22 protein-coding genes are annotated in these 25,002 nt (G+C 42.1%); 3 read left to right on the top strand and 19 right to left on the bottom strand.

What is annotated here, in order from left to right:
- Nucleotides 1–873 carry an NHL repeat-containing protein gene (locus H561_RS0109505; protein ID WP_027386776.1) on the top strand — a complete coding sequence of 291 codons (873 nt, stop codon included), beginning with the start codon at nucleotides 1–3 and terminating at the stop codon, nucleotides 871–873.
- 80 nt (nucleotides 874–953) lie between these two features.
- Here H561_RS0109505 and H561_RS0109500 read toward each other — a convergent pair whose 3' ends face one another.
- Nucleotides 954–4,667, bottom strand: a complete 3,714-nt coding sequence (locus H561_RS0109500; RefSeq protein ID WP_027386775.1) for a metallophosphoesterase — start codon at nucleotides 4,665–4,667, stop codon at nucleotides 954–956.
- Between the two features lie 26 nt (nucleotides 4,668–4,693).
- Between H561_RS0109500 and H561_RS0109495 the strand changes: the two genes are divergently transcribed.
- A complete protein-coding gene (locus tag H561_RS0109495) occupies nucleotides 4,694–5,869 on the top strand; it encodes a Pycsar system effector family protein (RefSeq protein ID WP_027386774.1) in 1,176 nt (391 codons plus the stop codon).
- A gap of 55 nt (nucleotides 5,870–5,924) precedes the next feature.
- Here the strand turns inward: H561_RS0109495 and H561_RS0109490 are convergent, their stop codons facing one another.
- The 18 genes from H561_RS0109490 to H561_RS0109405 all read right to left on the bottom strand — a co-directional run bounded on the left by H561_RS0109490 (nucleotide 5,925) and on the right by H561_RS0109405 (nucleotide 24,081).
- Entirely contained in the window at nucleotides 5,925–8,225 is a 2,301-nt protein-coding gene (locus H561_RS0109490; protein ID WP_027386773.1) for a GAF domain-containing protein, read from the bottom strand.
- A gap of 75 nt (nucleotides 8,226–8,300) precedes the next feature.
- On the bottom strand, nucleotides 8,301–9,680 hold the full coding sequence (locus H561_RS0109485; protein WP_027386772.1) for an NADH-quinone oxidoreductase subunit N: 1,380 nt from the start codon (nucleotides 9,678–9,680) through the stop codon (nucleotides 8,301–8,303).
- Nucleotides 9,681–9,778: 98 nt separating this feature from the next.
- A complete protein-coding gene (locus H561_RS0109480) occupies nucleotides 9,779–11,272 on the bottom strand; it encodes a complex I subunit 4 family protein (protein WP_034761843.1) in 1,494 nt (497 codons plus the stop codon).
- 2 nt (nucleotides 11,273–11,274) lie between these two features.
- A complete protein-coding gene (gene nuoL, locus H561_RS0109475; RefSeq protein WP_027386770.1) occupies nucleotides 11,275–13,188 on the bottom strand; it encodes an NADH-quinone oxidoreductase subunit L in 1,914 nt (637 codons plus the stop codon).
- 2 nt (nucleotides 13,189–13,190) lie between these two features.
- A complete protein-coding gene (gene nuoK, locus H561_RS0109470; protein ID WP_027386769.1) occupies nucleotides 13,191–13,520 on the bottom strand; it encodes an NADH-quinone oxidoreductase subunit NuoK in 330 nt (109 codons plus the stop codon).
- A gap of 3 nt (nucleotides 13,521–13,523) precedes the next feature.
- Nucleotides 13,524–14,021: an NADH-quinone oxidoreductase subunit J family protein gene (locus H561_RS0109465; protein WP_027386768.1), complete on the bottom strand. Its 498-nt coding sequence runs from the start codon at nucleotides 14,019–14,021 to the stop codon at nucleotides 13,524–13,526.
- Nucleotides 14,021–14,578: a NuoI/complex I 23 kDa subunit family protein gene (locus H561_RS0109460; protein ID WP_027386767.1), complete on the bottom strand. Its 558-nt coding sequence runs from the start codon at nucleotides 14,576–14,578 to the stop codon at nucleotides 14,021–14,023. Before H561_RS0109460 ends, H561_RS0109465 begins: the two co-directional genes overlap by 1 nt.
- Nucleotides 14,579–14,720: 142 nt before the next feature.
- The gene (gene nuoH / locus H561_RS0109455) at nucleotides 14,721–15,785 is read right to left on the bottom strand and encodes an NADH-quinone oxidoreductase subunit NuoH (protein WP_027386766.1); all 1,065 of its coding nucleotides are present in this window, start codon (nucleotides 15,783–15,785) and stop codon (nucleotides 14,721–14,723) included.
- A 90-nt stretch (nucleotides 15,786–15,875) separates the two neighbouring features.
- On the bottom strand, nucleotides 15,876–16,874 hold the full coding sequence (locus H561_RS0109450; RefSeq protein WP_027386765.1) for a 2Fe-2S iron-sulfur cluster-binding protein: 999 nt from the start codon (nucleotides 16,872–16,874) through the stop codon (nucleotides 15,876–15,878).
- A gap of 42 nt (nucleotides 16,875–16,916) precedes the next feature.
- Nucleotides 16,917–17,720, bottom strand: coding sequence for a hypothetical protein (locus tag H561_RS0109445; RefSeq protein WP_394330849.1), 804 nt, complete (start codon nucleotides 17,718–17,720; stop codon nucleotides 16,917–16,919).
- A gap of 40 nt (nucleotides 17,721–17,760) precedes the next feature.
- Entirely contained in the window at nucleotides 17,761–19,119 is a 1,359-nt protein-coding gene (gene nuoF / locus H561_RS0109440) for an NADH-quinone oxidoreductase subunit NuoF (RefSeq protein ID WP_027386763.1), read from the bottom strand.
- Between the two features lie 96 nt (nucleotides 19,120–19,215).
- Nucleotides 19,216–19,725: an NADH-quinone oxidoreductase subunit NuoE family protein gene (locus H561_RS0109435; protein ID WP_027386762.1), complete on the bottom strand. Its 510-nt coding sequence runs from the start codon at nucleotides 19,723–19,725 to the stop codon at nucleotides 19,216–19,218.
- Between the two features lie 92 nt (nucleotides 19,726–19,817).
- Nucleotides 19,818–21,041: an NADH dehydrogenase (quinone) subunit D gene (gene nuoD, locus H561_RS0109430; protein ID WP_027386761.1), complete on the bottom strand. Its 1,224-nt coding sequence runs from the start codon at nucleotides 21,039–21,041 to the stop codon at nucleotides 19,818–19,820.
- 60 nt (nucleotides 21,042–21,101) lie between these two features.
- Nucleotides 21,102–21,596: an NADH-quinone oxidoreductase subunit C gene (locus H561_RS0109425; RefSeq protein WP_027386760.1), complete on the bottom strand. Its 495-nt coding sequence runs from the start codon at nucleotides 21,594–21,596 to the stop codon at nucleotides 21,102–21,104.
- A 5-nt stretch (nucleotides 21,597–21,601) separates the two neighbouring features.
- A complete protein-coding gene (locus H561_RS0109420) occupies nucleotides 21,602–22,162 on the bottom strand; it encodes an NADH-quinone oxidoreductase subunit B (RefSeq protein WP_027386759.1) in 561 nt (186 codons plus the stop codon).
- A gap of 100 nt (nucleotides 22,163–22,262) precedes the next feature.
- Nucleotides 22,263–22,634: an NADH-quinone oxidoreductase subunit A gene (locus H561_RS0109415; RefSeq protein ID WP_027386758.1), complete on the bottom strand. Its 372-nt coding sequence runs from the start codon at nucleotides 22,632–22,634 to the stop codon at nucleotides 22,263–22,265.
- A gap of 120 nt (nucleotides 22,635–22,754) precedes the next feature.
- Nucleotides 22,755–22,931 (bottom strand): hypothetical protein, encoded by a 177-nt coding sequence (locus H561_RS24175; protein ID WP_170207312.1) that lies wholly within the window; start codon nucleotides 22,929–22,931, stop codon nucleotides 22,755–22,757.
- A 7-nt stretch (nucleotides 22,932–22,938) separates the two neighbouring features.
- A complete protein-coding gene (locus tag H561_RS0109405; RefSeq protein ID WP_027386757.1) occupies nucleotides 22,939–24,081 on the bottom strand; it encodes a hypothetical protein in 1,143 nt (380 codons plus the stop codon).
- A 111-nt stretch (nucleotides 24,082–24,192) separates the two neighbouring features.
- On the opposite strand from H561_RS0109405, the gene H561_RS0109400 reads away from it, so the two are divergent.
- Nucleotides 24,193–24,903: a zinc metallopeptidase gene (locus H561_RS0109400; protein ID WP_185095975.1), complete on the top strand. Its 711-nt coding sequence runs from the start codon at nucleotides 24,193–24,195 to the stop codon at nucleotides 24,901–24,903.
- The last annotated feature ends 99 nt before the right edge of the window (nucleotides 24,904–25,002 follow it).

Genomic DNA, 25,002 nt, shown 5'->3' with positions numbered 1-25,002 from the left:
ATGTTGCGTATTTCAATTTTATCAGCATTCTTCCTGTTAAGCTGCAATCCTAAGACCCAGGACTCACCGGGAAATGAAGACCTGAAAACAGAATTTTCCCTACCGAAAAAACTGAAGGAAGTTTCAGGGATCGCCTTGTCCGGAGATAAAAAAATAATCTGGGCCATTGAAGATCAAGGGAATAAAAATGTAGTGTATGGCCTGGATCTGCAGGGGATCCCGGTGACAGATATACCGGTAAGCAATGCGGAAAATACCGACTGGGAAGATATTACGGCGGATCCGCAGGGAAATATCTATATCGGGGATTTTGGGAATAACGATAATGACCGGCAGAATCTTTCTATTTTAAAATTAGACCTGAAAGATGCCTCCCAAAAGAGTACGGCGGTAACACAGACTACCAGGTTCCGTTATGAGGGGCAGACTGAATTCCCGCCGAAGAAATCCAACTGGCTGTATGACTGCGAAGCATTCGTAGAAATGGACGGTAATTTTTACCTGTTTACCAAAAACAGGAGCAAAGGTTTTGACGGGACTTTTCTGGTATTCCGGGTTCCCAATAGGGAAGGGGATTTTGAAGCCAAGTTGGTCGGGAAATTAAAGCTTGATGGTGGATACAGCGATGCAGCCATAACTTCTGCAGCCATTAACCATACAAAAAATAAAATTATCCTGCTGAATCATAAGAACATTCAAGTTTTAACAGGGTTTACGGCAGACGATTTTAGCAAAACAAAAATTCAGAAAATATCATTAAATCACAATTCACAGAAAGAAGCCGTTGTTTTTCTTGATGATAAAACTTTATTGATCGCCGATGAAAAGGATAAAAAAACAGGAGGGAATGTGTATCGGTTCAATTTAAAATAAAAATAAATCCGCAGATGCTTCTGCGGATTTATTTTTTAATTCTGTTGATTTAAAATCAAGGATAACAGTAAGCTCAGTAGTTAAAAACTCAACCCAACGCCGCCTGAAATTCTTCCGCCGTCTTCACCGGTGAAATAATCCAGTCTTGCAGAGAACGTTTCCAGGATATTCATCCAGAATCCGGCTCCGACGCCCTGGTGCCATTTATCAGAACTTTCACGGTCCATCCAGACCCTTCCAAGGTCATAGCCGATTAGTACTCCCATATTGACAGGGACAATATTGTTTTTGATACGCCCGAAATCCCAACGGACTTCTGCATTGTTTACCAAATAAGATTTCCCTGCAAACCTTTCGTTCCTGTAGGCCCGCATGGCATTGTTGCCGCCGATAGCCGCCGCCTGGTAAAATTCAAAATTATTATTGTTGATGATCATGGCATTGGTAGAATTGGCGAATACAAACCTTCCTCTTTTATCAATTCTGTGGAATACATTCATCGTTCCCTGGAAGGTAGCGAAGTTCTGGCTGAATTCTGAAATATTGGCTTTCCAGCCAGCCTGTAGAGCCAGTTCCAAACCTAAGGTCGGGAATGCTTTGTTATCCAAATTTTTAAAGCTGAAGGTATAATTGGCACCTGCAAACTGCTGGCCGTTGAAAACTTCAGGATTCACATCGGGTGAAACGGCAATAAACCGGTCATCATTTCTCTGTACTTTGGCATGCTCAAAGCTCAGCTGGAACTGGTGCCTCAGATTCAGCCAGCTTGTTGTGGAAACTGATGGCGCAAACTTGAACTGCGAAATCCGTACCCGGTTATAATCTCTTTCAACCGCATCTTTATCGTACTGCGTTTCGTTGCCCAAACCGAAAAATGTTCTTGCGAAAAACGGAGTGGTATAAGAAGCGTCAATTCCGGCATCCCAGCCTCCGATCGCTTTTTTGAAAATCCCTTTATAGCCCAGGTTAAATCCGCCTGTTGCTGTATAGACATTGGCTCTGAGGCTGTGCTTCTGGGTATACGGGTCACGGATAAAGTTATTGACCGTATAATTGGCGACAAAACCTAAAATTACTCCGTCATCCGGGTTGAAATTGGCATTCGGATACCCGGCAAAGAAATTATATTTCGGGTGTTTCCAGTTGTAGGTATTGACATCGTAATCGTCGGTAATATGCTTGGCTGCAGTCTTGGCGTTATAGGTGTTTTCCTGTGATTTAAAATCATAGATCTTTACATTACGACCTTTTTCCACATTGTATGTGTCATTATTGTACCCTCCGATCAGGCGGATATTGGTTTTGGATTTCCCGTCTCCTGAGACTTGATAAACATCATTGTCCTCCAAACCGTAAATCCACAGTTCTTTGGTTTCCTTACCATCATAGGTTTTTTCAAAAACCAGTTCTTCAGACTGGTCTTTGTTGATTTTATATTGTTTTACCTCAACCGAATTTTCATTTTTAACAACCACAAATTTATCAGGATTCACGGTCCCGGCCAGCTGTACTTTTTCCTGTAGAATATGGTAATATTTTACCGCAGAATTTTCAATACCGGCTTTTCTCAACTTCACTTTTCTCTGGATATCAGTGATGGTCTCATCCTGCACTTCTTTGGGAAGGTTTTTAAAGGCTTCATCAATATCAGTATCGGTCAGGTTCTGCTGAATGTACTGGGCCTGGGTAATCCAGTCCTGTTCTGAAGAACCTTTCAGAAGAATCATATCCAGCGGATATGGCTCCATATTCATCCAGCGGACGTTTTTAATTTCATCCTTAAATGATTTCATATGCCTGATTACCGGAATATTCATCACCACCTTAAAAGCAGCCCCGTCATAATTGCTGAATGCCTGGTCATGGTCTCTCGGAATAGGCTTGTAGATAATTTTATCCCCTTTTTTGTATTCCGCCCATTTCCACTGGTCTTCGTGACGGTCCCAGTCGCCGATCATCATGTCAAAGATCCTGGCCCGGATATACTGTTCCTGGTCGACGGAGTACTTGCTGTCTTTCCTCAGGTTTTTCAGCACGTCGTCGGTTGACAGGATATCGGAAGCATTGTCAAGGGATCGCAGGGTTTTCGGATCAGAAGAAAAGCGCTCTTCAATCATATAAAGCTCATCACCGTAATTCTTATTGTACTCACCCAGGGCTTTTTGCTTCGGGACGTAATACAATTCCGGGTTGCTGTGGAAAAGATCTATTTTCTCAGCCATATTGTTCACAGAAAATACAGTAAAAGGATGGCTTGTGGTATAAAAATCAAGTAAGAACCTGTCCGGGAAGGTATTATTCAATTCATTCCCGAAGGTGCTTTTTTTGAACGCCATTGCATTAAGGAAACGCACTGCGCTCTTCTTTACGCCGCGCATCACGAATTCCTGGCCGTCTTTTGATTTAAGACGAAGGCTGTTCGACTGGTTGCCGCCGCCTTCCCTGAACGGTTCGTAACCGCCGTTCAGTTCAGAAAGATTGGCTGTTCTGGCATTCACCGGGAGTGCGTAATATTTCCTGTAATGGTTCCCCCAGAGCCAGCGGTAGATCTTGCCTTTGCTGGTCATCTTTTCGGTATAGATCGATGACGATTGCATTGGAGAGAAAGCAGCCGGATAATTATTTACATAAAGCTCCGGTTTGGAAATTACTGAAATCTGCGTCAGCTTCTCCAGTTCATTGTTTTTCGTTGAAAAATATTCAACATCAGAGCTCAGATCTTTTCTCAGGTTCAATACGGCAAAGCCGCTTCCGCCGTATGAGAAATCGGTATTGTTAACGATGGTTGACGGATCGGTCTTGGAGCCTGCGCCGCTGATGATCTGCCTGATATTGTTGTTTTTGTGGTACTGTAAATTATGGTCGTGCCCGGAAACCAGGATCACATTTTCTTTATCCTGAATAATACTTTTGATCCGGTTGGCAAATTCTGTGTAATGGACATTGCTCAGGTCCTCCATACTTGCTCCTGAAGCACTTCTCAAGGTGGTCGCTATCGTGGCAAGTCCGGGAACCGGAAGCCTTCCCTTGAATGCCGAAAGATGGGATTTTGCCGAGTTGAAACCCGCATGAACCCCTGAACTGATGACCGGATGGTGCAGGGCTACAATAATTCTTTTATCCTGATTTTTTATGATCAGGTCTTTAAATTCAGCGTAGAAATCATCCCGGGTTTTGATATCACAGCCTTCATTGATGCCCGGCTGTTTATCCCAGTTGATCAGTGCCCATTCGGAATCTACCACAATCAGCTTGATGTCTTTGGTAAGATTAATATCATCAATCGGACAGGAATTTTTAGGGAGAAAAGCTTTTTTATCGTTCAGGTAAGATTTTACAAATTTTTCCTGTGCTTTTAAGCCTTCAAGGCCGTTGTACCAATCGTGGTTTCCCGGAATCACCAGGGTCTTTCCCTTGAAGCTTTTTACAATGGCAAGCTGGTCTTCCAGTTTCTGCCGGGCCAGCTCATATCCCTTGTCTGAAGGGGCCGGCATCCCGAGCGGATAAATGTTATCCCCTAAAAAGATCAGCATAGAATTCTGACCCGCACTTTCAAGCTGGGTTTTCAGCAGGTTCAGAGTAGTCTGACCCTGTTTCTGATCTGCATTTCCCGCATCTCCTATCAGGAAAAGTTTGAAGTCATTTTCGGATTTTACAGCAGAATTTTCTATCTCTGATAAGTTTTTGCCTTTTTTTACGTTATAGGTTGCGCAGGAATAGAGCACTCCTGCAGACAATACGACCCTAAGGACAACAGACGTATTTTTTAAATGAGTTTTCGAGGATAAATTCATAAATTTACAATAACAAAATTCCGGCCATGAGCATTTTACAGAAAGCCAAAGATTACGTTGAGATCTTATTCAAAGATAAGTTATCTTCGGTATATTTTTATCATAATTTTATACATACTACCTATACGGTAAACAAAGCGGAAGAAATCATGAAAAGTACCCCTGTTTCTGCGGAAGACCAAGAGAAAGTGCTTTTAGCGCTGTGGTTTCATGATACCGGTTACATCAAATGCGCGCAGAGCCATGAGGAGAACGGCGTGGAGATCATGAAAGATTTCCTGGGTAAAGAGAACTTCAGCGAAGAATACATCAATGAGGTCGCCCGGCTGATCCTTGCGACACAGATTACCTATAAGCCTCAGAATATTCTTGAGGACATTGTAAAAGATGCGGACTGCAGCCATTTTGCAAGCCATGATTATAATGATATTTCCGATGCCCTGAGAAAAGAATGGGAACTGACCAATGTACGGTGTTTTTCCAATGATGAATGGAATGCGGGGAATCTGGATATGCTGAAAAACAAGCACCGGTTTTATACAGACTATGCCAAAAAGAACTGGCAGCCGCTGAAAGACAAGAACATCAAAAAGATTGAGAAAAAACTCGAAAAGGAAGACAGCGGGAAAAAAGAACCTTCCGAAAATAAAAAAGATAAGGAAAAGGAACCGAAATCCGACCGCAGCGTAGATACCTTATTCAGGATTACACTGAGCAACCATACCCGGTTGAGCGATATTGCCGACAGCAAAGCCAACATTCTGCTTTCGGTAAATGCGATCATTATCTCGGTGTGTCTGTCCGTATTGGTGCCCAAGCTGGATACGCCTAAAAATTCACATCTTATCATTCCGAGCTTTCTTTTACTGTTATCAAGCGTGATCACCATTATCTTCGCCATTTTATCAACCAAGCCCAATGTAACTAAAGTGAAATTCACGGCTCAGGATATTGCCGACCGGAAAGTCAACCTTCTGTTCTTCGGTAATTTTAACAGGATGCTTTTCGATGATTTTAATGATGCGATGAAAGACCTGATCAACGACCGGAATTATATTTATGATTCGATGGTAAAGGATTTGTATTTCTTAGGGAAGGTCCTTGACAGGAAATACAGGCTTCTGTCCACAACCTACAACATTTTTATGGCCGGAATTGTTATTTCAGTGCTGTCTTTTGCGTATGCTTTTCTTACCCTTTAAATTGATTTTGATTTAAAATATATAAAAGCCCATCCTGTACGGATGGGCTTTTTATTTATGCCAGTGAAACCCGCAGGGCAAGAAGCCCGGTAATACCCTGCAGGTCTTCAACTTTTAAAAATTCGATGTCATTCTGAAGAATGTTTTTTTTCTGAAGTTTGCTGATGTATTCCAGGTATTCCCTTTGGTTTTCCATACCGAAGTAGACGATGGTAATTTTTCCCGGACAGGTAATCCTTTCCGGTGAGCCTTTTATGTGTGCTTTGTCAAGCCGCTTTTTAATAATCTCATAATAAGAATTATAAGCTCCGTCCACATCAAACCGTTTTTCATCCATCCGGAACCGGATATCGATCTTTTCATTATATACAAAGATCAGTGAAGCAATATCCAGAGGAATTGAGAGGTCTTTCTTAAAATTCCGGAATTCACGTTCCATGCTGCAGATGGTTTTCAGCTGCCAATACCTTAATTTTTGAACCACTTTTGAAGTGTAAGGCAGATCCGGAGCAATATTCTGGCCCGTGTATAAAGTATGTTCTACACCGTCGGATTTAAACCGTTCGTAGTAATGCGGAAAGATCAGCTGGGCGTCCGTCTGGCCTTCGTCCAGCATATCCGCGAGCTTCCTGTTGACCAGGGTAATGGAGTCATCCAGGCTTTTCCGGTTGCCGTAAAAAAGATCGGTCTGTGTAAATACCTGAGCAAAATAATCCTTGATTTTTGCTTTTGCCTCACTTGAGGTCTTGATCTCCAGTTTCGCCTGCAGAAACGGATGGATTTCGTCTCTCAGCAGCCTCTGAAAACGCTGTTCGCTGTCCGCTTTTATTTCATTATTCAGTTCATTTTCGAAAACTTCCATCGCCAGGATGTATTTCTCCGAATCTGCTGTGATCAAAGAGAAAATCCCGTGCAGGCAGTCGATTTGCTGGTTGAGATCTTCCAGCATAAGGTGAAAGCGCTTTTCCGAGGACGAACGGATATCTGAAAAGCCGAAAAGCGGTGTCAGGTTTTTGAAAGAGATCTGTTTTAAAGTATACATCTTCTTCCCGAGCGAAGCATTAAAATATTTTTCAGCTTCATTCCTGAACTTCCATACCACACTGTCATGGATGGTGGTGTATTCCCTCTGGATAATGGCTTCGATCTGATAATTTTTCTCAAAACTGAACCGGTTCAGCGAGAATAAAATCATATCCGTAAAAAACTCCATCTTTTTAAGCTTTAATCCGTTGAAGCTGTTTTTGACCGGTGAGGTAAATTCCATAATGGCCAGCAGTTCATTGTCTCTCATGATCGGGATGACCATGAAGCTGTTAATGTGGTTGTCTTTCAGGATCTGGAAAGACGGAAGAGACCGTATTTCATGGTCTAAGTTCTCCACATTGGAAATAACAAAAGGCTTTGAATTATAATTGATATTGCTGAAGGTGCTTTTCCGGGTTTCCTCGTCAAAAGCATTGATCCAGAAATCCAGGATATGGTGGGTAAAAAGGTTTTCGTAAATCGGAAGCTTTTCCAGGCGCTGGTCTTTTGTATTGAAGAGCATTAACCCGAAATTGAGTTCGGGCACATCGAAATAAGACTTGAATATTTCAATCAGGTTTTCATCAGGAGAGAGGTTTGCCGGATCAATACTGATCATACTGGACTTCAGATCCGATAAAGCGACTTCCGAAGTGCAGTCAACCAGAGAAATAATGGTAAAGCCTTTCAGGATCCAGGATTCATAGGGGAAATATTTTTTCCACAGTGTAATGTCGTCCAGGTTTTCCAGCAGCATGTCCAGGATTTCATCTGACGGTACCTTTGTGCCTTCTGTTGGATACACTTCTGTGAAATCTGCATTTACCGTGATTTTGTAATGCTTCATGATTCCCTGACGGTTCGGTATGTCATAATAGAAAGGCAGTGTGCTTCTGATATCCCTTTTGAAATAGCTCTGTACGATCAGGCAGCAGCAGAATACGTAAAATTCATCATCATCAATATTCCTAAGTTCCATTTCAAAATCTTTCCCGGCATCTTTAAGGATGTTTTTAAACCGCTCGGTATAATTGAACGTAATGTCGGAAAGAGGGATACTGGCCGCTTTTATCTCATTATTGGTAAGCCCGGTGGGGAAGAGGTCGGCAAGTAGCAGGCTGATGAGGTTTTCATGCTTTTCCAGAAGGGAAACGTCTTCAAAACCGTCTCTGAGCTCCCGGAAGTTTTTTGTTTTATCAATTAATGATTCAGCATAGCTGGCACGGTATTCCAGGCGGTCGTTGTACCGGATATGTTCCAATACATCCAGATATTTTTTAAACGATATGTAAACCTTAAATGGAGCGTCTTTTTTATAAAGATTTGCCAAAGCTGAAATTTAGAGTAAAGTTATAAAAAAACCACAACTTAGATGTTGTGGTTTGTATGATTTGTGATGACTTTTTTACAGTCCGAACTGTCTTGCAAATAAATCAGGATAGACGCCCAGTACAATGATTGAGGCAATGATACATACGGCCACAATATTATAGGTTATGGTTACTTTCTCTGAAGATTTGAATGAGCTTTCTTTGAAGAAGAACATCGCAATGATCAATCTCAGATAATATGCGATTGAAACCGCGGAACCTAAAACCGCGATCAGAACCAGGAAAGCAGCACCGTTCATCGCCTGGGAGAACAATGCAAATTTACCCATGAAACCGGCCGTAAGTGGAACTCCTGCCATCGAAAGCATGGAAATGGCCGCTACGGTTGCCAGTAAAGGTTCAGATTTTGCCAGCCCTTTGAAGGCTCCGAAAGAGGTTTCCCTTTTCAGTTTTTCCACATAGATCAGACACATGAAAACACCTACCGTCGATAAGGCGTATGCAAATAAATAAAATGCTAAATTATAAGGCGAAAGGGTGGTAATCCCGAAGAATACCAATCCGATATATCCTGCATGGGAAACGGAAGAGTAAGCCAGCATCCTTTTGGCATTGGTCTGGGCAAGTCCCATCACATTGGCCAAAAGCAAAGTAATAATCAGGAATACCCCAAAAACATTGATCCATTCATTGGTCACTCCCGCAAATCCGATTGTCATCAGTCTGAACAGCGCGAAAAATCCGGAGATCTTTACCACGCTGGCCATAAAAGCCGTAATCAGGGAAGGTGCTCCGTAATATACATCCGGGCTCCACATGTGGAACGGTGCCAGTGCCACTTTGAATGCCAGTGCACAAAGGACCAGCAATACTCCTAAAATGAACATGACGTCCTTAGGATTTGACATTCCGAAATCATGAATGGTATATAAATCGAAACTTCCTGTGCTCCCGTAGATAAAAGCAATACCGAAAAGTAAAAAACCGGTCGCAAATGCACCCATCAGGAAATATTTAATGGAAGCTTCGTTTGATCGCAGATCTGTTTTATTGGCTCCTGCCATTACGTATAACGGGATGGAAAGGATTTCTATTCCAAGGAACAGCGTCACCATATTCTGGAACCCGAAAAGGATGATCCCGCCGCATAGCGCGAAAAGCATCAGGGCATAAAGCTCAGACTGATGGCTCCTGTGGTTGCTGAACGCAAAACCGCCCAGAAAGAATAACAGTAATGTGGTAACAAGGGATATCTTCGTGAACAATGCGGTATTGGCAGTATACTCATACATATGCCTGTACTGTTCAAAGAATGCATTTTCAGGCATGAAGCTTACAAATAATGCGATGATTAATCCCAAAATTCCAATGTACCTTGCGAATTTCCCCTGTTCGAAAACCCCCGAAAATAACGCAACAACTGCCGTTAGGAAAACAATAATTAAAACACTCATAATATAGATTTGAGATGCGAGATATGAGACATGAGACAAAAATTCTGATTTCTCATTTCCTGATCTGCTAATTTTTTAATTTTTAAATATTTCAATTTTTAATTGGCCATAGAACTGTAGATAAACCTTACCGAGCTGCTTACCATATCGATAACCGGCTGCGGGAAAATGCCCAATACAATGACAAAGACCGCTAAACTGGCCAGTACGGAAAATTCCACTGCAGATAAATCTTTCGCGGTACTTAAAACCGCTTCATCACCCTGTCCGAACATCGCCCGTCCATAGAACCTCAATAAATAAACAGCGGCCAGAATAATCGTAAGGCCTGCAATTACTGCGGCGGTCCCGTTAAAGTCATACACTGATTTCAACAGGATAAATTCTCCGATGAATCCATTGGTCAACGGAACTCCCATAGAACCTAATATGATAATCAGGAACAGCACGGCAAATTTCGGAGCTACTTTCGCAAGTCCGCCCATCTGCCTGATGTCTCTTGACTTAAATCTTTTGTACAGAATATCACAGCAATAGAAAAGACCGGCCACGTTGATCCCGTGGGCAAAAGTCTGTACCAAAGCGCCTTCAGCCCCTTCAATATTGAATGTTCCTCTCAGCGTAACCACGGCGGAAGCGAAAATACCTGCCACCATTAATCCTACGTGAGAGAAAGAAGAATAGGCAATAATTCTTTTCATATCCGTCTGGATGATAGCAATCAGGGCACCGTGAACGATTCCTATAATGGCTAAAATAATAACGATCTGCCCGGAAATTCCGGCAATCGGAATCGGGGTGATCGGTAATAAATAACGCATAACCCCATAAATCGCCATTTTCAGCATGATCCCTGATAAAAGCATGGATCCCTGAGTCGGAGAATAGGTATAGGTATCCGGCTGCCACGTATGGAACGGGAATACCGGCAGTTTCACTGCAAAAGCAAAGAAAATAAACCAGAATACCACGGTCTGCTGCGTTTCATTCAGCTGGGCATTGTATAAATCGGTCAATGCAAATGAGGCGGAGTGATTATATACGTAAATCAGTCCGGCTAACATGAACAATGATCCTACAAACGTGTAAACAAAGAATTTTGTGGTAAATTCAAACCTTTTATTTTCCTGGCCCCAGAGTCCGGCAATAAACCAGATCGGAATCAGGGTAACTTCCCAGAAAATATAGAACAGCAATCCGTCTAATGAAGTGAATACTCCTATAAGGCCGAACTGCATCAGCAGGATCAGACCGTAGAATGTATTCCTGTAGCTTACATTTTCATTAAAAGAAGATAAAATAATAATCGGCGCTAAAATATTGGTCAGCAGTAAAAGAAGCATACTCATCCCGTCGATGCCGAAATGAAGCGTGCTTTTAATAAATTGTGACCACGGATAAGTGATTTCATACTGCAGCTGACTGTCTACGGTCGGACCAAAATCGAAATCCGAAAGAATATAGAAAGTAAGGAGCATCTGTACCAATGCAATTCCCAGTGCCAAATACTTGCTGGAACTGTTTTTCCAGGCAAAGACCAATCCCGAACCTACGAGAGGTAATAGTAATAAAGTTATTAACAAACCAGACATTGTTACGGTAATAAAAAGTTAACGATTAATATAATTCCCACTGCTAAAGACATGATCAGAATGTAATTCTCTACATTTCCGTTCTGTATACGTTTCATAGCTTTACCGCTGTCTTCAGCGCCTTCCCCTACGAAGTCTACAATACGGTCGAGAATACCTTTGTCAAACATCTTTCCTCCGCGTCCTAATCCTTCAACAGTTTTTACAATTAATGCATTGTAAAGTTCGTCAATATATAATTTTTTGGCAGACAGTTTTTCCCATCCTGCATACATTTCCTCCGGTAATGCCTTCTTTTTCTTATTCACATAAGTATTCTTAACCAGGAACCATACGGAAAAAAACATTAAAACAGTTGCGCCCAGCAATATCATTTCGGTACCGAACGGCACTCCCGAAAGAGTGGTCTCCATCTGATTGAAGCTCTCTTCGGTAAGAACCGGTTTCAGCCATTCCATTAATTTTGCATAATGCCCGTGCCCGATGAAATGCGGAAGATTGATTAAACCCCCTACGACAGAAAGAACAGCCAGTACGATCAATGGAATGGTCATATTGGAAGGGCTTTCATGCAGATGGTGTTTCTGTTCTTCAGTACCTCTGAATTCTCCGTGGAACGTCAGGTAATACAGTCTGAACATATAGGTTGCCGTAACTGCCGCTAAAACAAATAGCATCACCCAGTAAACAGGGTTTTTAGCAAAGGCTGCCACTAAAATTTCATCTTTGGAAATCATCCCCGATAATAAAGGGAATCCTGAAATGGCCAGTGTCCCGATCAGGAAAGTTGCGTGGGTAATGGGAATGTATTTTTTCAGACCTCCCATGAAACGCATATCCTGTTCGTTGCTCATCGCATGGATCACGGAACCTGCTCCTAAGAACAGCAATGCTTTAAAGAAAGCGTGGGTCATAACGTGGAACATGGCTGTGGTATAAGCCCCCAAACCTAAAGCAATGAACATAAATCCAAGCTGTGAAACGGTTGAGTAGGCCAATACCTTTTTTATATCGTTCTGGCGGAGCGCATAGAATCCTGCTAAAGCCGCCGTTAAAAATCCGATCAGTAAAATTCCGTCCTGAACGGTCGGTGCCAAAGTGAATAAGAAATTGGATCTTACCACTAGATAAATACCCGCCGTCACCATGGTTGCTGCGTGAATTAATGCAGAAACAGGAGTAGGTCCCGCCATTGCATCCGGCAGCCATGTATATAAAGGAACCTGAGCCGATTTTCCGGTAGCCCCGATAAATAAACTCGCGGTAATAAAAATAATGACATTTCCGTCCAGTTCAAATTTCCCGGCATTTTCTCTTACCGAAAGATAATCTACTGCGTTGGTTTGTGAGGCAATCATAAAGATACCGATCAGTAACGCAAGGTCACCGATTCTGTTCATGATGAATGCTTTTCTTGCCGCTTTGCCGTATTCTTCATTGGTATACCAGAATCCGATCAGTAAATAGGAACATAAACCTACGCCTTCCCATCCGATAAACAGGATCAGATAGTTGCTTCCCATGACCAGTAATAACATAGAAAAGATAAATAAGTTCAGATAAGTAAAGAACTTAAAGAAACCTTTATCGTGACTCATATATCCGATAGAGTACAGGTGGATCAGAGAACCGATTCCCGTGATGATCATCACCATCATTAATGACAGCTGATCGATCTGAAACCCGAAATTGATCTGAATTCCATTGACCCTGAACCATTCAAAAGCTTTTACAATTACCGGCTGGCTTTCAGAATCGAAATTCATGAAAATGCTTACCGCGATACAGAACGGAATAAAAACCATTGCCGTAGCCAGAGAACCCACCACTATTTTTGGAAGGCTTTTCCCGAATAAACCGTTTATAAGAAACCCTAAAAGTGGTAAAAGTATGATTGCATATACTAGATTTTCCATTCTTATCCTCTTAATTTATTAAATATACTCACATCAACAGAACGGGTATTTCTATACAGCATAGCAATAATTGCCAGGCCTACCGCCACTTCCGCAGCAGCCACCACCATAATGAAGAAAACTAAAAGTTGTCCGTCGCCGTTCCCTCTGTAGGCTGAAAAAGCAGCCAGTAAAAGGTTTACCGAATTCAGCATAAGCTCCACACAACCCAAAATAACAATCGCGTTTTTTCTCAGCAATACACCCAGCACCCCCAGACAGAACAATACTGACGAAAGAATGATGAAATAGTTCAGAGGGACGCTTTGTATAAATGTATTTACTTCTCCCATAATTTATAAATCTTTTTTACCGATTAATACCGCACCTACAATACCTGCCAGAATCAGGATGGAAGCAAGCTCAAACGGCAAAACATATTCGTTGAATAAAAGTCTTCCCAGATTCTTTGTCAGACCTACGCCTTGATCTGCATTCTCCACCACTAAGTGGTTGTCCTGAACGCCTCTGAAGACCCCTAGAATCCCAATCAATAAAAGGCCTGCTGTAAAAACCCCGACAAATTTTAAAGTATTGTTCTTCTTGCTTTCGTCTTGTTTATTAAGGTTAAGCATCATCAGGATATACAGGAACAGTACCATGATGGCACCGGCATATACAATAATCTGGATAATCGCGAGGAACTGTGCATTCAGGAGAATGTACATGCCCGCAATAGAAAACATGGTTACAATTAATGACAGAATAGCATAGAGGGGATTTCTTGCGAATACAAAGTATACCGCACTGGCCACTGCTAAAAACGCCACCAAGAAAAATAAAAACTGATCCATTATTTTACCGCATTTTTTTGTTTCTCGGACTGTCTTTCAGTGATGTCAATCCTTTCGTTTATTTTTTCCACCAATTTATCTTTTCCGTAAATGAAAGAACCTCTGTTGGTTTCCACATCCACCAGTCTGTCGGTAAGATAAATGGCAGACTTCGGACAGGCTTCTTCACACATTCCGCAGAAGATACATCTCAGCATATTGATTTCATATACGGAAGCATATTTTTCTTCTCTGTACAGGTTTTTCTCTTCCTTCGTTCTTTCAGCAGCCGTCATGGTAATGGCTTCTGCAGGGCAGGCCACCGCACAAAGTCCGCAGGCCGTACATCTTTCTCTGCCTTCCTCGTCTCTTTTCAGAACGTGCTGACCTCTCCAGATATCTGCTCTCGGCTTCTGTACTTCCGGATAAGAATATACTGCGGGAGCGCCTTTCAATACGGTCCTTACAGCATGCTTAAAGGTGATTCCCATCCCTGTAAAAATAGCAGGAAGGTAAATCTTTTCAGCAAGGGTCATTTCTTTATTGGAAACAACTTTTGATCTGTTCGTAAGTTTCATTTAATTATAGATGTTAGATGTTAGACATCAGATTTTAGACTCATCTTGCCTGTTATCTTATATTTAATAGCTATGAAGCTAAGGATAATTTTGATGTTATCAAATTTACACGTCAGCTTATTTTTCAAATTTTATAATTGCCTTAATGGGCAAACGCTAAAATGACAGCGCCCGTAACCAGAAGATTAACCAATGCCATCGGGATCAGGGTTTTCCAGCCTAAGTGCATCAACTGGTCATACCTGAATCTCGGAAGCGTCCATCTGATCCACATAAAGATCAGGATTCCGGTTACCGTTTTTGCCAGGAATGCCACAATGCTCAGGATTCCCGCAATATTTTCGCCCCAGTGCTGGGTTACCCACTCAATCCCCGGATAATTATACCCTCCGAAGAAAAGCACTACCATAAAAGCATTGGAGATAAACATATTTACATATTCACCGAACATGTACAATCCCAGTTTCATGGACGAGTATTCCGTAGAATATCCTGTTACCAGCTCAGATTCGCATTCCGGTAAATCGAAAGGGTGCCTGTTGGTTTCGGCCAAAGCGGCTACAAAGAATATCAAGAAAGCAATTGGCTGGTAGAAAATATTCCAGTTCATCCCGGAAACCCACGGGATGAATCCCCAGAGTTTTCCTGTAGTCTGATTTTCAGTAATGACCTTTAGATCCAGACTTCCCGTCATCATAATGATAGAAAGCAAAGCCAGACCCATGGCCAGTTCATAGGAAATCATCTGTGAAGAAGCACGGATGGCGCCTAATAATGAATATTTATTGTTGGAAGCCCAGCCTCCGATCATAATTCCGTATACGCCGATGGAAGCCATTCCGATAATGAAAAGCACTCCGACATCGATGTTGGCCACCTGAAGATCAAAGGAAGTCCCTCCGATGTTTAAACTTTTCCCCCACGGAATCACCGCTCCCGTGATCAGTGATATAAACATCACCAGCGCAGGCCCCAGTACGAAAAGGAATCTTTCTGCATTTTGTGGAGTAAAATCTTCTTTGAAGAAAAACTTTCCACCGTCGGCAAGAGGCTGCAATAAACCGAATGGTCCAGATCTGTTAGGCCCGATTCTGTCCTGCATGATGGCCGCCACTTTTCGTTCCGCCCAGGTAGAGTAGGCTGCAATCGTTAAAGAAAGCAGGAAAAGCGCCAGTACAAGTATCAATTTAAATGTAAGTAAATCCATTTTTTATTTTAGATATTAGATATGAGAAGTTAGAAATTAGAAGTTAGATTTAATCTGTTATCTAATGTCTGAAATCTGATGTCTTTAAAATTATTTTTCGTCTTTTTCACTGATTTCCTTAGCCAGCGGATTGTCTAAAACCCTAAGTTCATCTTTAGGCTTTTCGTAATGGTTCAGTGAGATCACCGAATGCCGGTCGATATGTCTAGGACCTTCAATATTCCAGTCGCTTAAGTTCTTTCTTTCAAAACGGCAGGTATCACAGATGAATTCTTCCACTTCGCCCCACTGGTCTTTTCTGGCTGTTACCCTTACAATTTCATCCCCTTTCATGTAAACCGTCGCTTTTCCAGAACATTTATCACATTTGCATGAAGCGTTCATCGGCTTGGTAAACCATACTCTGCTTGCAAAACGGGCAGTTCTGTCTGTTAAGGCACCTACCGGACAAACATCAATGATGTTTCCGATAAAGTCATTATCCAGTGCTTTATTCAGATAGGTTGAGATTTCTGCGTGGTCTCCCCTGAACAGAATGCCATGTTCCCTGGTATCGGTCAGCTGGTTGGCTGTTAAAACACATCGTGCACACAGGATGCAGCGGTTCATGTTCAGTTTGATATTCGGGCCGAGATCATCCGCATCATAGGTATTCCTTTCAAACTCCGTCCTGGTGTTTTCATTACCGTACTCGTAACCGAGATCCTGTAAATGACATTCACCGGCCTGGTCGCATACAGGACAGTCCAAAGGGTGGTTAACCAATAAAAATTCAGTTACCGCTTTTCTTCCTTCCTGGGCTTTATCAGAAGTAAGGTTTTTTACTTCCATGCCGTCCATCACATTCGTTCTGCAGCTTGCCACGAGTTTGGGCATAGGGCGCGGATCTGCTTCGGATCCTTTGGATACTTCCACCAGGCATGTTCTGCACCTTCCTCCGCTTGCTTCCAATTTGCTGTAGTAGCACATTGCAGGAGGTACCGATTTTCCGCCAATCTGTCTGGCAGCTTCCAAAATAGAAGTTCCAGGCATAACTTCGGCCGTCTGTCCGTCTATAGTTATTTTGAATTTTTTAACCTCTTCGCTCATATTCTATGCTTTTGCTTTACTGCCGGAGCAGCGAAGCGCTGTTTAATTATACTTCTTCGTATTAAATGTATACCCGATGCCAAAATCAAGCTCCCCGTACACAAAATCCTGTGAAGCCTTATCCGGCTTATTGTTAAGTGTTGTTTTGATATCCGGCATATTGATGTAACCGAATTTACCTTCTACCTGAACCACAATATGCCTGATGGCCACCAAACTAACGGCTGCTCTTGCATCAGCCCCGAAACCTGCCAGATGAAACCGGTCGCTTCTTTCATTGCCCATCAGCTGTACATTGGATTTAGGCAATAATGCTCCGATTCCGGCTCCGTAGCTGACAAAAAGATCAAAATTCTTCTTATTGAGAATATTATGATATTTCTGAGCTCCGATGTTAATATAATTCAGACCGTCAGTATGTTCAAATGTCAATAATTTGGCATCACTTAAGTCTACTTTTCCATTCTGTACCAGAGAAGCGTATTCAGGATTATTGATGTATCCCTTTACGTTTACGGTCTGGTCCTGATCCATTACATATTTCATGTGGTCCATTCCTAAAGTAATCCCCAGATTATCTTTAGGAAAATATGTAATTCTATAGTTCACCTGCGGAATTGTAATCGAGGAAGGATTAAAATACGTTCCCCAATCAAATCTCGTCTGTCTGTCATGGGCTACAACGTTATTCAGCTGAAAATCATACCCATCCCCTTTAAAATGGATATCTGATTTTGAATATACTGAATTGTTCCACCCCCAGAATACCATCACTGATCCCTTTTTAAACGGATCTACTTGACTTTTTTGAGCTTTCACGCCCAATACTGCTGTTACTGCTAACAACAATAAACACTTTTTTATCACCTATACTTTTTCTTATTACCTAAGGATTAACTGATGGCGCCGGGATAGGATCTGCATAATTTGCAAGACCGTAGTTTTGTGTCAGACACAGTTCCGGATTTTTAACATGCCATTCGAATTCATCCCTGAAATGGCGGATGGCCGCCGCTACAGGCCACGCTGCCGCATCCCCCAACGGGCAGATAGTGTTACCTTCTATTTTTCTCTGGATGTCCCAAAGCAGATCGATATCTTCCATTTTACCCTGTCCGTTTTCGATCTTCTTTAAAATCTTGTGCATCCATCCCGTACCCTCACGGCATGGCGTACACTGCCCGCAACTTTCATGATGGTAAAATCTTGCTAAAGTCATGGTATGTTCTACGATACACTGGTCTTCATCCAGTACGATGAAACCTCCTGAACCCATCATGGTTCCGGTAGCAAAACCGCCGTCTGCCAAAGATTCGTAGTTCATGTATCTCGGTTCTCCGTTTACGGTTTTAAGGAGTAAATTGGCAGGGACAATCGGCACTGAGCTTCCTCCGGGGATGCATGCTTTCAGTTTCTTTCCGTCTTTGATGCCACCGCAATACTCATCAGAATAAATGAATTCTTCTACCGTAATGGTCATGTCAATTTCATACACGCCCGGTTTGTTGATGTTTCCGCAGGCCGAAATCAGTTTCGTTCCTGTGGATCTTCCTATGCCGATTTTAGCATATTCTGCTCCTGTAATATCAATAATCGGAACAATGGCGGCAATAGATTCAACGTTATTGACAACCGTCGGTCTTTCCCAAAGTCCTTTTACAGCTGGGAACGGCGGTTTCAGTCTCGGGTTTCCTCTTTTTCCTTCAAGGGATTCAAGCAACGCCGTTTCTTCACCGCAGATATAGGCACCTCCGCCTCTCTGAACGTAGATTTCACAATCGAAACCGGTTCCTAAGATATTTTTACCTAAAAATCCTGCTGCTTTGGCTTCTTCAATCGCTTCTTCCAGAATATCAGGAATCCATGAATATTCGCCGCGGATATAAATATAAGATACATTTGAACCTAAACAGTAAGAGGAAATCAGCATTCCCTCAATCAAAAGATGAGGAAGGAATTCCATCAAATATCTATCTTTGAAAGTCCCCGGCTCAGATTCATCGGCATTCACTACAAGGTGTCTCGGAACGCCTTCCGGTTTTGCCAGAAAGCTCCATTTCATTCCCGTCGGGAACCCGGCTCCTCCACGTCCTCTGAGTCCTGAAGTTTTTACTTCTTCAAGAATTTCATCAGGGGTCATTTTCAGGGCTTTTTCTGCTGCTCCGTAACCTCCCTGTTTACGGTAGGTTTCCAGGTAGCGGATGCCTTCTATGTGTGCATCTTTAAGTAAAAGTTTTTTACTCATTTTTATTTGCTTATTGCAATCAGCTTTCGGCTTCTTGCATTAATTAATGTTAAAATTTAATTATTTAAAATCTAAAATGCAGAATTTAAAATGGTATTAATCCAAAGCAAGCTGTCCTTCCCTGCAAAGATCAAGAATTTCGTCTACTTTTTCTATCGTGAGGTTTTCATGAAAGAATTTTCCCAGCTGCAGCATCGGAGCGTATCCGCATGCGCCCAGGCATTCGGCAGGCTTTAGGGTAAACATACCGTCTGCTGTGGTTTCTCCGTCTTTGATATTCAGCTTGGTCCTGATGTGGTTAAGGATCTTCTCGCTCCCGGAAACCATGCATGGTCCTGTTCTGCAAACTTCCAGAACATATTTCCCTACCGGCTTCATATTGAACATGGTGTAGAACGTAGCTACCTCATATACTTCAATAGGCTTGATGCTCAATAATTCCGCAACATAATCCATTACCCGAACGTCTAACCATCCTCCGAATTCTTTCTGGGCCAGGTGAAGTACAGGCAGAAGGGCAGACTTCTGTCTTCCTTCAGGATATCTTGCCATAATTTTATGTACCTGTGCTAAACTTTCCGGTTTAAAAGCTATTGTTTCGCTCATTTTCTTTATTTGTAAAATGTACAGTGTACCATGTACAGCGTACTTTCTATTTATTAATCTTTAATACATTTTACTTTGTACTCTGTACAAAATTATGCGTCCAGTTCCCCCGCAATAATATTCATGCTGCACATCGTAACGATGGCATCAGAAATCACAGAACCTGTAATCATTTCAGGATAAGCCTGATAGTAAATGAAACAAGGCCTTCTGAAGTGAAGCCTGTATGGGCTTCTTCCTCCGTCGCTTACCATGTAGAATCCTAATTCACCGTTTCCGCCTTCCACGGCATGGTAAACTTCACCTTTCGGTACGTCGGTCTCTCCCATTACAATTTTGAAATGGTAGATCAATGCTTCCATTTTCTGGTATACATCCGCTTTTTCAGGAAGGTAGAAATCCGGAACATCCGCATGGAATGGTCCTTCCGGAAGATTTTCGTAAGCCTGTTTGATAATTTTGATCGATTCCCAGATTTCCTGCTGGCGAACCATAAACCGGTCATACGTATCACCGGCAGTTCCTACAGGAATAATAAAGTCGAAATCTTCATAAGAAGAGTAGGGTTGTGCAACTCTTACGTCATAATCTACCCCTGTAGCACGTAAATTCGGACCGGTAAAACCATAGCTTAAGGCTCTTTCTGCAGAAATTGCTCCTGCTCCGATGGTTCTGTCCATAAAAATTCTGTTTCTTTCTAATAAAGTACCGAATTCTTTGAATCTTGCCGGGAAAGTTTTAAGGAAATCCTGTAATAACTCATGAAACTTTGGCGTGAAATCTCTTTCAAAACCTCCGATTCTTCCCATGTTGGTGGTCATTCTGGCCCCGCAGATCTGTTCGTACAGATCATAAATACGCTCTCTTTCGATGAACATATAGGTAAGTCCGGTAATTGCTCCGGCATCCATTCCGGTTACCCCGTTACAGATCAGGTGATCCCCGATCCTTGCCAGCTCCATTAAAATCACACGCATATAGTCTACACGCTTGGGAACTTCAACGCCGATCAGCTTTTCAACCGTCATGTGCCATCCCAGGTTATTGATGGGCGCAGAACAATAATTCATACGGTCGGTAAGGGTTGTAATCTGAGCATAATTCCTTCTTTCGGAAATTTTCTCAAATGCCCTGTGGATATAACCCACGGTCTGTTCCGCATGAAGGATCCTTTCCCCGTCCATGGTCAGGACATTCTGGAAAATCCCGTGTGTGGCAGGGTGGGTAGGTCCTAAATTGAGGGTGTATAACTGCCCGTCAATCTGTTCCTTGCTTTCGTATTGGTTAAGTATATTGGATAATGAGTTATCTTTCATAATTTAAATGCTTTGGGCTCTAGGCTTTAAGCTTATCGCTTGCTGCTTATTGCATTATTTTTATCTTCCGAACATGGCATCGTCCTTATCGGTCCTCGTGCCGTCTTCAAGGCGGTATTCCTTCAGCATCGGGTGGTATCCCAGATCTTCCATATTTAAAATAGGCCGCAGGTCCGGGTGCCCTTTGAATTTAATTCCGAAGAAATCATAGGTTTCCCTTTCCATCCAGTTGGCTCCGGCATACAATTCCACCAGAGAGTCAACGTCAATATTTTCCCTGGACATAAAGATTTTCAGACGCAGTCTGAAATTGGTCATCATGTTATGAAGGTGATAGACTACCCCGATTTCCTTATCAGGAAATTCAGGATAATGGATTCCGCAGATATCGGTAAGGAAATTAATTTCCAGTGATGAATCTTTAAGGTAATGGATGATTTTTTTGATGTCATCCTTTTTTACTTCAACAGTAAGCATTCCATACGGCTCAGAACTTGAGACCACAGATTCGGGAAATTCTCTGGTGATGGCTTCTAATACAAATTCGTTCGTCATTCCCGCTAGTTGCTAATATTGTAAGAGTCTAATAATTTCTGGTATTCAGGCATATCCCTTCTTCTGATGCTTTCGCTTTCTGCCAGAGCCTGCACCTGCATCACGCCTTCAATAATCTGCTCCGGTCTTGGCGGGCATCCCGGAACATATACGTCAACCGGAATAATTTTATCAATACCCTGCAACACGGAATAAGTGTCAAAAATACCTCCGCTGCATGCACATGCCCCAACGGCAACCACCCACTTCGGCTCAGCCATCTGGGTGTATACTTCTTTCAGTACAGGTCCTAATTTTTTAGCGATCGTTCCGCAAACCATCAGCATATCTGCCTGTCTCGGTGAGAAAGAGTTTCTTTCCATACCGAATCTGGAAGCATCGTAAGTAGGGTTCAGCGTCGCCATAAACTCGATACCGCAACAAGAGGTTGCGAATGGCAACGGCCAAAGTGAAAACTTTCTGGCCATCCCGATGACGCTGCTCAGTTTCGTTGCGAAAAAGCCTTCTCCTTCAAATCCTTCGGGAGCAGGTGCGTCTGTTCTTATTATTGGTTTGTTATCTGACATTTGATTGATTTAAGATTAACTTTTAGATTGAAATTCAGTGTTAAAGTTAGCTCTAATGCCTGGCTTTCTATCTAAAATGATCATTTAAAATTTCTATCCTTTATTTATCCCAGTCTAAGGCACCGCGTTTCCAGACATAGAAAAATGCCATAAAGAAAATCGCCACGAACATGAGTACGGCCAGGAATCCTTCCATTCCGAATTCTCTGAAGTTTACGGCATACGGATAAAAGAATACGATTTCAATATCGAACAGAACGAACAGTACCGCTGTCAAAAAGTATTTAATCGAAAACGGCGTCCTTGCATTCCCCTCTACCGGGATTCCACATTCCCAGCTTTGGTTTTTTACGGAATCCCCTTTTTTCTGTTTCGGGCCTAAGAAATGTGCTCCAAGCAGAGAAATGGCTACGAATCCTATCGCAACACCTGCCTGTATAAGGATTGGAATATAACTTTCAGGTAAATTCATTTTTGCATTATTATCTCAATTTGCAAATTTAGGGAATAAAGAAGAAAGCATGAAATTAATAAGCTTAAAAGTGGAATTAAAATAGCGTAAACAGGCAATTTAGAATCAATAAAAATAACATTATTTCCTCGTTTTCCTGAGGAGGGAATAGGCCATAAAAGAAATATAACCGAACAGGATGCTTGCATAGATAATATTAACGGCAGTATTCATCCGGTCGTTGCCGGATGGTAAAAACAGGTTGAAAATGACAAACCCGGCGATTAAAATACCAAAAATAATAAGTTGCGGCTTCATAGTATGTTTAGGCTGGTTGGTGATCTCCGATGTTTAATGAATAGGTTCTTCTTCTCTTGTGATTTACCGGATTGTAATCCTGCCACAGCACCTGTACGCTTTTATTCTCTTCCAGTTCAGGGTTGGTTTCGGCAAAATCGATTCCCATGCTGGTAAACCGGATGAAGATCTCTTTAAAAATAATCGCTGTAACGCCACGCCGCTGATATTCGGGATGGATTCCGATCAGGTAGAAATTAGCGCGGTCGTTTTTTTTGCTGGCCTGCAGAAAATGCCACCACCCGAACGGGAACATTTTCCCTTTTGATTTCTGTAAGGCTTTTGAATAGGAAGGCATGGTAATGGCAAAGGATACCAGCTCCTGATTTTCATCAACTACACAGATGACGTAGTTTTTATCGATAAACGGGAAATATTTTTCTTTGTACGTTTTTATCTGCTCCTCGGAAATCGGGGTGTAGGTAGAAAGTGTTTTATAGGTTTCGTCCAATAGCCTGAACATCGGTTCCACATAAGGTAAAATCTCTTCCTTTGATTTAAAATGAAGAACTTTTAATTTATATTTCTGAGCAATCAGCCCACTGAATTTTTCCACCCTTTCCGGTAAAACTTTGGGGAAATTCATTTCAAATTCCACCCATTCCTTTTCTTTTGTCAGGCCCAGTTCCTCAAGGTGTTTCGGGTAATATTCATGGTTGTAGATCCCGATCATGGTAGCCAGTTTATCAAAGCCCATGGTCAGCATTCCCGCTTTATCCAGGTTGGTAAAACCCATAGGCCCTTCAATCTTGCCGATATTGTGCTCTTTAGCGTAATCAACCGCTTTTTGAATCAAAGCTGCGGAAACTTCCTGGTCATCAATGAAATCGATCCAGCCGAAACGGACTTTTTTAATGCCTAATTCCTTTTCTTCCTTATGGTTGATCATTACGGCAATCCGTCCCACTACTTTATCCCCTTTTTTTGCCAGAAACTGTTTAGATTCCGAATAATTCAGGGCAGGATTCTCTTTGGGATCCCAAATCTTAAATTCATCTTTTATGAAAGAAGGCACGTAATAAGGATTGTTCTTGTATAAATCCATCGGGAATTTTACGAACTGCTTTAATTCTCCGGGTGTTTTTACTTCAATAACTGAGACTTTAGACATAGCTTTAAAAGGTAATTCTAGTACAAATATAATTAATAAAATTGTAATACTTTGGCATAATTATTACATCATATGGGGTGAAAATATAGTATAAGTTAAGTAAGGTAAAAGATGATAGGGTATTATATAATTATCGGGATTTCGATGCTCGTCAGCTGGTGGGTATCATCAAGACTTAAATCAAAATTCGAACATTATTCCAAAGTACATCTGCGAAACGGACTTTCAGGCAAGGAAATAGCGGAAAAAATGCTGAAAGACAGCGGCATCAATGATGTACAGGTGATCTCGGTTCCGGGTCAGCTCACGGACCATTACAACCCGGAAAATAAAACGGTGAATTTATCAGAAGCGGTCTATATGCAGCGAAATGCGGCAGCGGCAGCAGTGGCAGCCCATGAATGCGGACATGCCGTACAGCATAAGGTGGGATATTCCATGCTTCAGCTGCGTTCAAAACTGGTTCCTGTGGTTCAGGTAAGTTCTAATTTAATGCAGTTTGTCCTGATTGCAGGCATTATGCTTATGGTAGCGACCCGATCTGTAGACAATCCTACCGGCAACAGGCTGGTATTGGCTGTCGGGGTTATTATGTTTGCGTTTACCACCTTGTTTGCCTTCATCACCTTGCCGGTAGAATATGATGCAAGCAACAGGGCAATGAAATGGCTCAAAGATACAGGTACTGTTACGTCAGAAGAATACGTAGGCGTACAGGACAGTCTGAAATGGGCGGCCAGAACCTATGTGGTAGCTGCTGTCGGATCATTGGCACAGCTTATTTACTGGGCTTCTTTACTGATGGGGGGAAGAAGGGATTAATACCTCAGGTACAGACAGAATACAGCATCTCAGAAAGTTTTTCCGGGATGTTTTTTTTTATTTCATTCATATTTTGTTTTAGTTACTGTTTTCTTCCAT

The organism is Chryseobacterium gregarium DSM 19109, from assembly GCF_000430845.1.
Classification (GTDB): Bacteria; Bacteroidota; Bacteroidia; order Flavobacteriales; family Weeksellaceae; genus Chryseobacterium; species Chryseobacterium gregarium.
Note: the sequence above shows the minus strand (reverse complement) of the source record. Positions and strands in the feature narration are given on the sequence as shown.

What these genes read in the sequence shown, in the direction of transcription:
- H561_RS0109505 (WP_027386776.1), top strand. Translation starts at nt 1, where the DNA reads ATGTTGCGTATTTCAATTTTATCAGCATTCTTCCTGTTAAGCTGCAAT.
- H561_RS0109500 (WP_027386775.1), bottom strand. Translation starts at nt 4,667, where the DNA reads ATGAATTTATCCTCGAAAACTCATTTAAAAAATACGTCTGTTGTCCTT.
- H561_RS0109495 (WP_027386774.1), top strand. Translation starts at nt 4,694, where the DNA reads ATGAGCATTTTACAGAAAGCCAAAGATTACGTTGAGATCTTATTCAAA.
- H561_RS0109485 (WP_027386772.1), bottom strand. Translation starts at nt 9,680, where the DNA reads ATGAGTGTTTTAATTATTGTTTTCCTAACGGCAGTTGTTGCGTTATTT.
- H561_RS0109480 (WP_034761843.1), bottom strand. Translation starts at nt 11,272, where the DNA reads ATGTCTGGTTTGTTAATAACTTTATTACTATTACCTCTCGTAGGTTCG.
- nuoL (WP_027386770.1), bottom strand. Translation starts at nt 13,188, where the DNA reads ATGGAAAATCTAGTATATGCAATCATACTTTTACCACTTTTAGGGTTT.
- nuoK (WP_027386769.1), bottom strand. Translation starts at nt 13,520, where the DNA reads ATGGGAGAAGTAAATACATTTATACAAAGCGTCCCTCTGAACTATTTC.
- H561_RS0109465 (WP_027386768.1), bottom strand. Translation starts at nt 14,021, where the DNA reads ATGGATCAGTTTTTATTTTTCTTGGTGGCGTTTTTAGCAGTGGCCAGT.
- H561_RS0109460 (WP_027386767.1), bottom strand. Translation starts at nt 14,578, where the DNA reads ATGAAACTTACGAACAGATCAAAAGTTGTTTCCAATAAAGAAATGACC.
- nuoH (WP_027386766.1), bottom strand. Translation starts at nt 15,785, where the DNA reads ATGGATTTACTTACATTTAAATTGATACTTGTACTGGCGCTTTTCCTG.
- H561_RS0109450 (WP_027386765.1), bottom strand. Translation starts at nt 16,874, where the DNA reads ATGAGCGAAGAGGTTAAAAAATTCAAAATAACTATAGACGGACAGACG.
- nuoF (WP_027386763.1), bottom strand. Translation starts at nt 19,119, where the DNA reads ATGAGTAAAAAACTTTTACTTAAAGATGCACACATAGAAGGCATCCGC.
- H561_RS0109435 (WP_027386762.1), bottom strand. Translation starts at nt 19,725, where the DNA reads ATGAGCGAAACAATAGCTTTTAAACCGGAAAGTTTAGCACAGGTACAT.
- nuoD (WP_027386761.1), bottom strand. Translation starts at nt 21,041, where the DNA reads ATGAAAGATAACTCATTATCCAATATACTTAACCAATACGAAAGCAAG.
- H561_RS0109425 (WP_027386760.1), bottom strand. Translation starts at nt 21,596, where the DNA reads ATGACGAACGAATTTGTATTAGAAGCCATCACCAGAGAATTTCCCGAA.
- H561_RS0109420 (WP_027386759.1), bottom strand. Translation starts at nt 22,162, where the DNA reads ATGTCAGATAACAAACCAATAATAAGAACAGACGCACCTGCTCCCGAA.
- H561_RS0109415 (WP_027386758.1), bottom strand. Translation starts at nt 22,634, where the DNA reads ATGAATTTACCTGAAAGTTATATTCCAATCCTTATACAGGCAGGTGTT.
- H561_RS24175 (WP_170207312.1), bottom strand. Translation starts at nt 22,931, where the DNA reads ATGAAGCCGCAACTTATTATTTTTGGTATTTTAATCGCCGGGTTTGTC.
- H561_RS0109405 (WP_027386757.1), bottom strand. Translation starts at nt 24,081, where the DNA reads ATGTCTAAAGTCTCAGTTATTGAAGTAAAAACACCCGGAGAATTAAAG.
- H561_RS0109400 (WP_185095975.1), top strand. Translation starts at nt 24,193, where the DNA reads ATGATAGGGTATTATATAATTATCGGGATTTCGATGCTCGTCAGCTGG.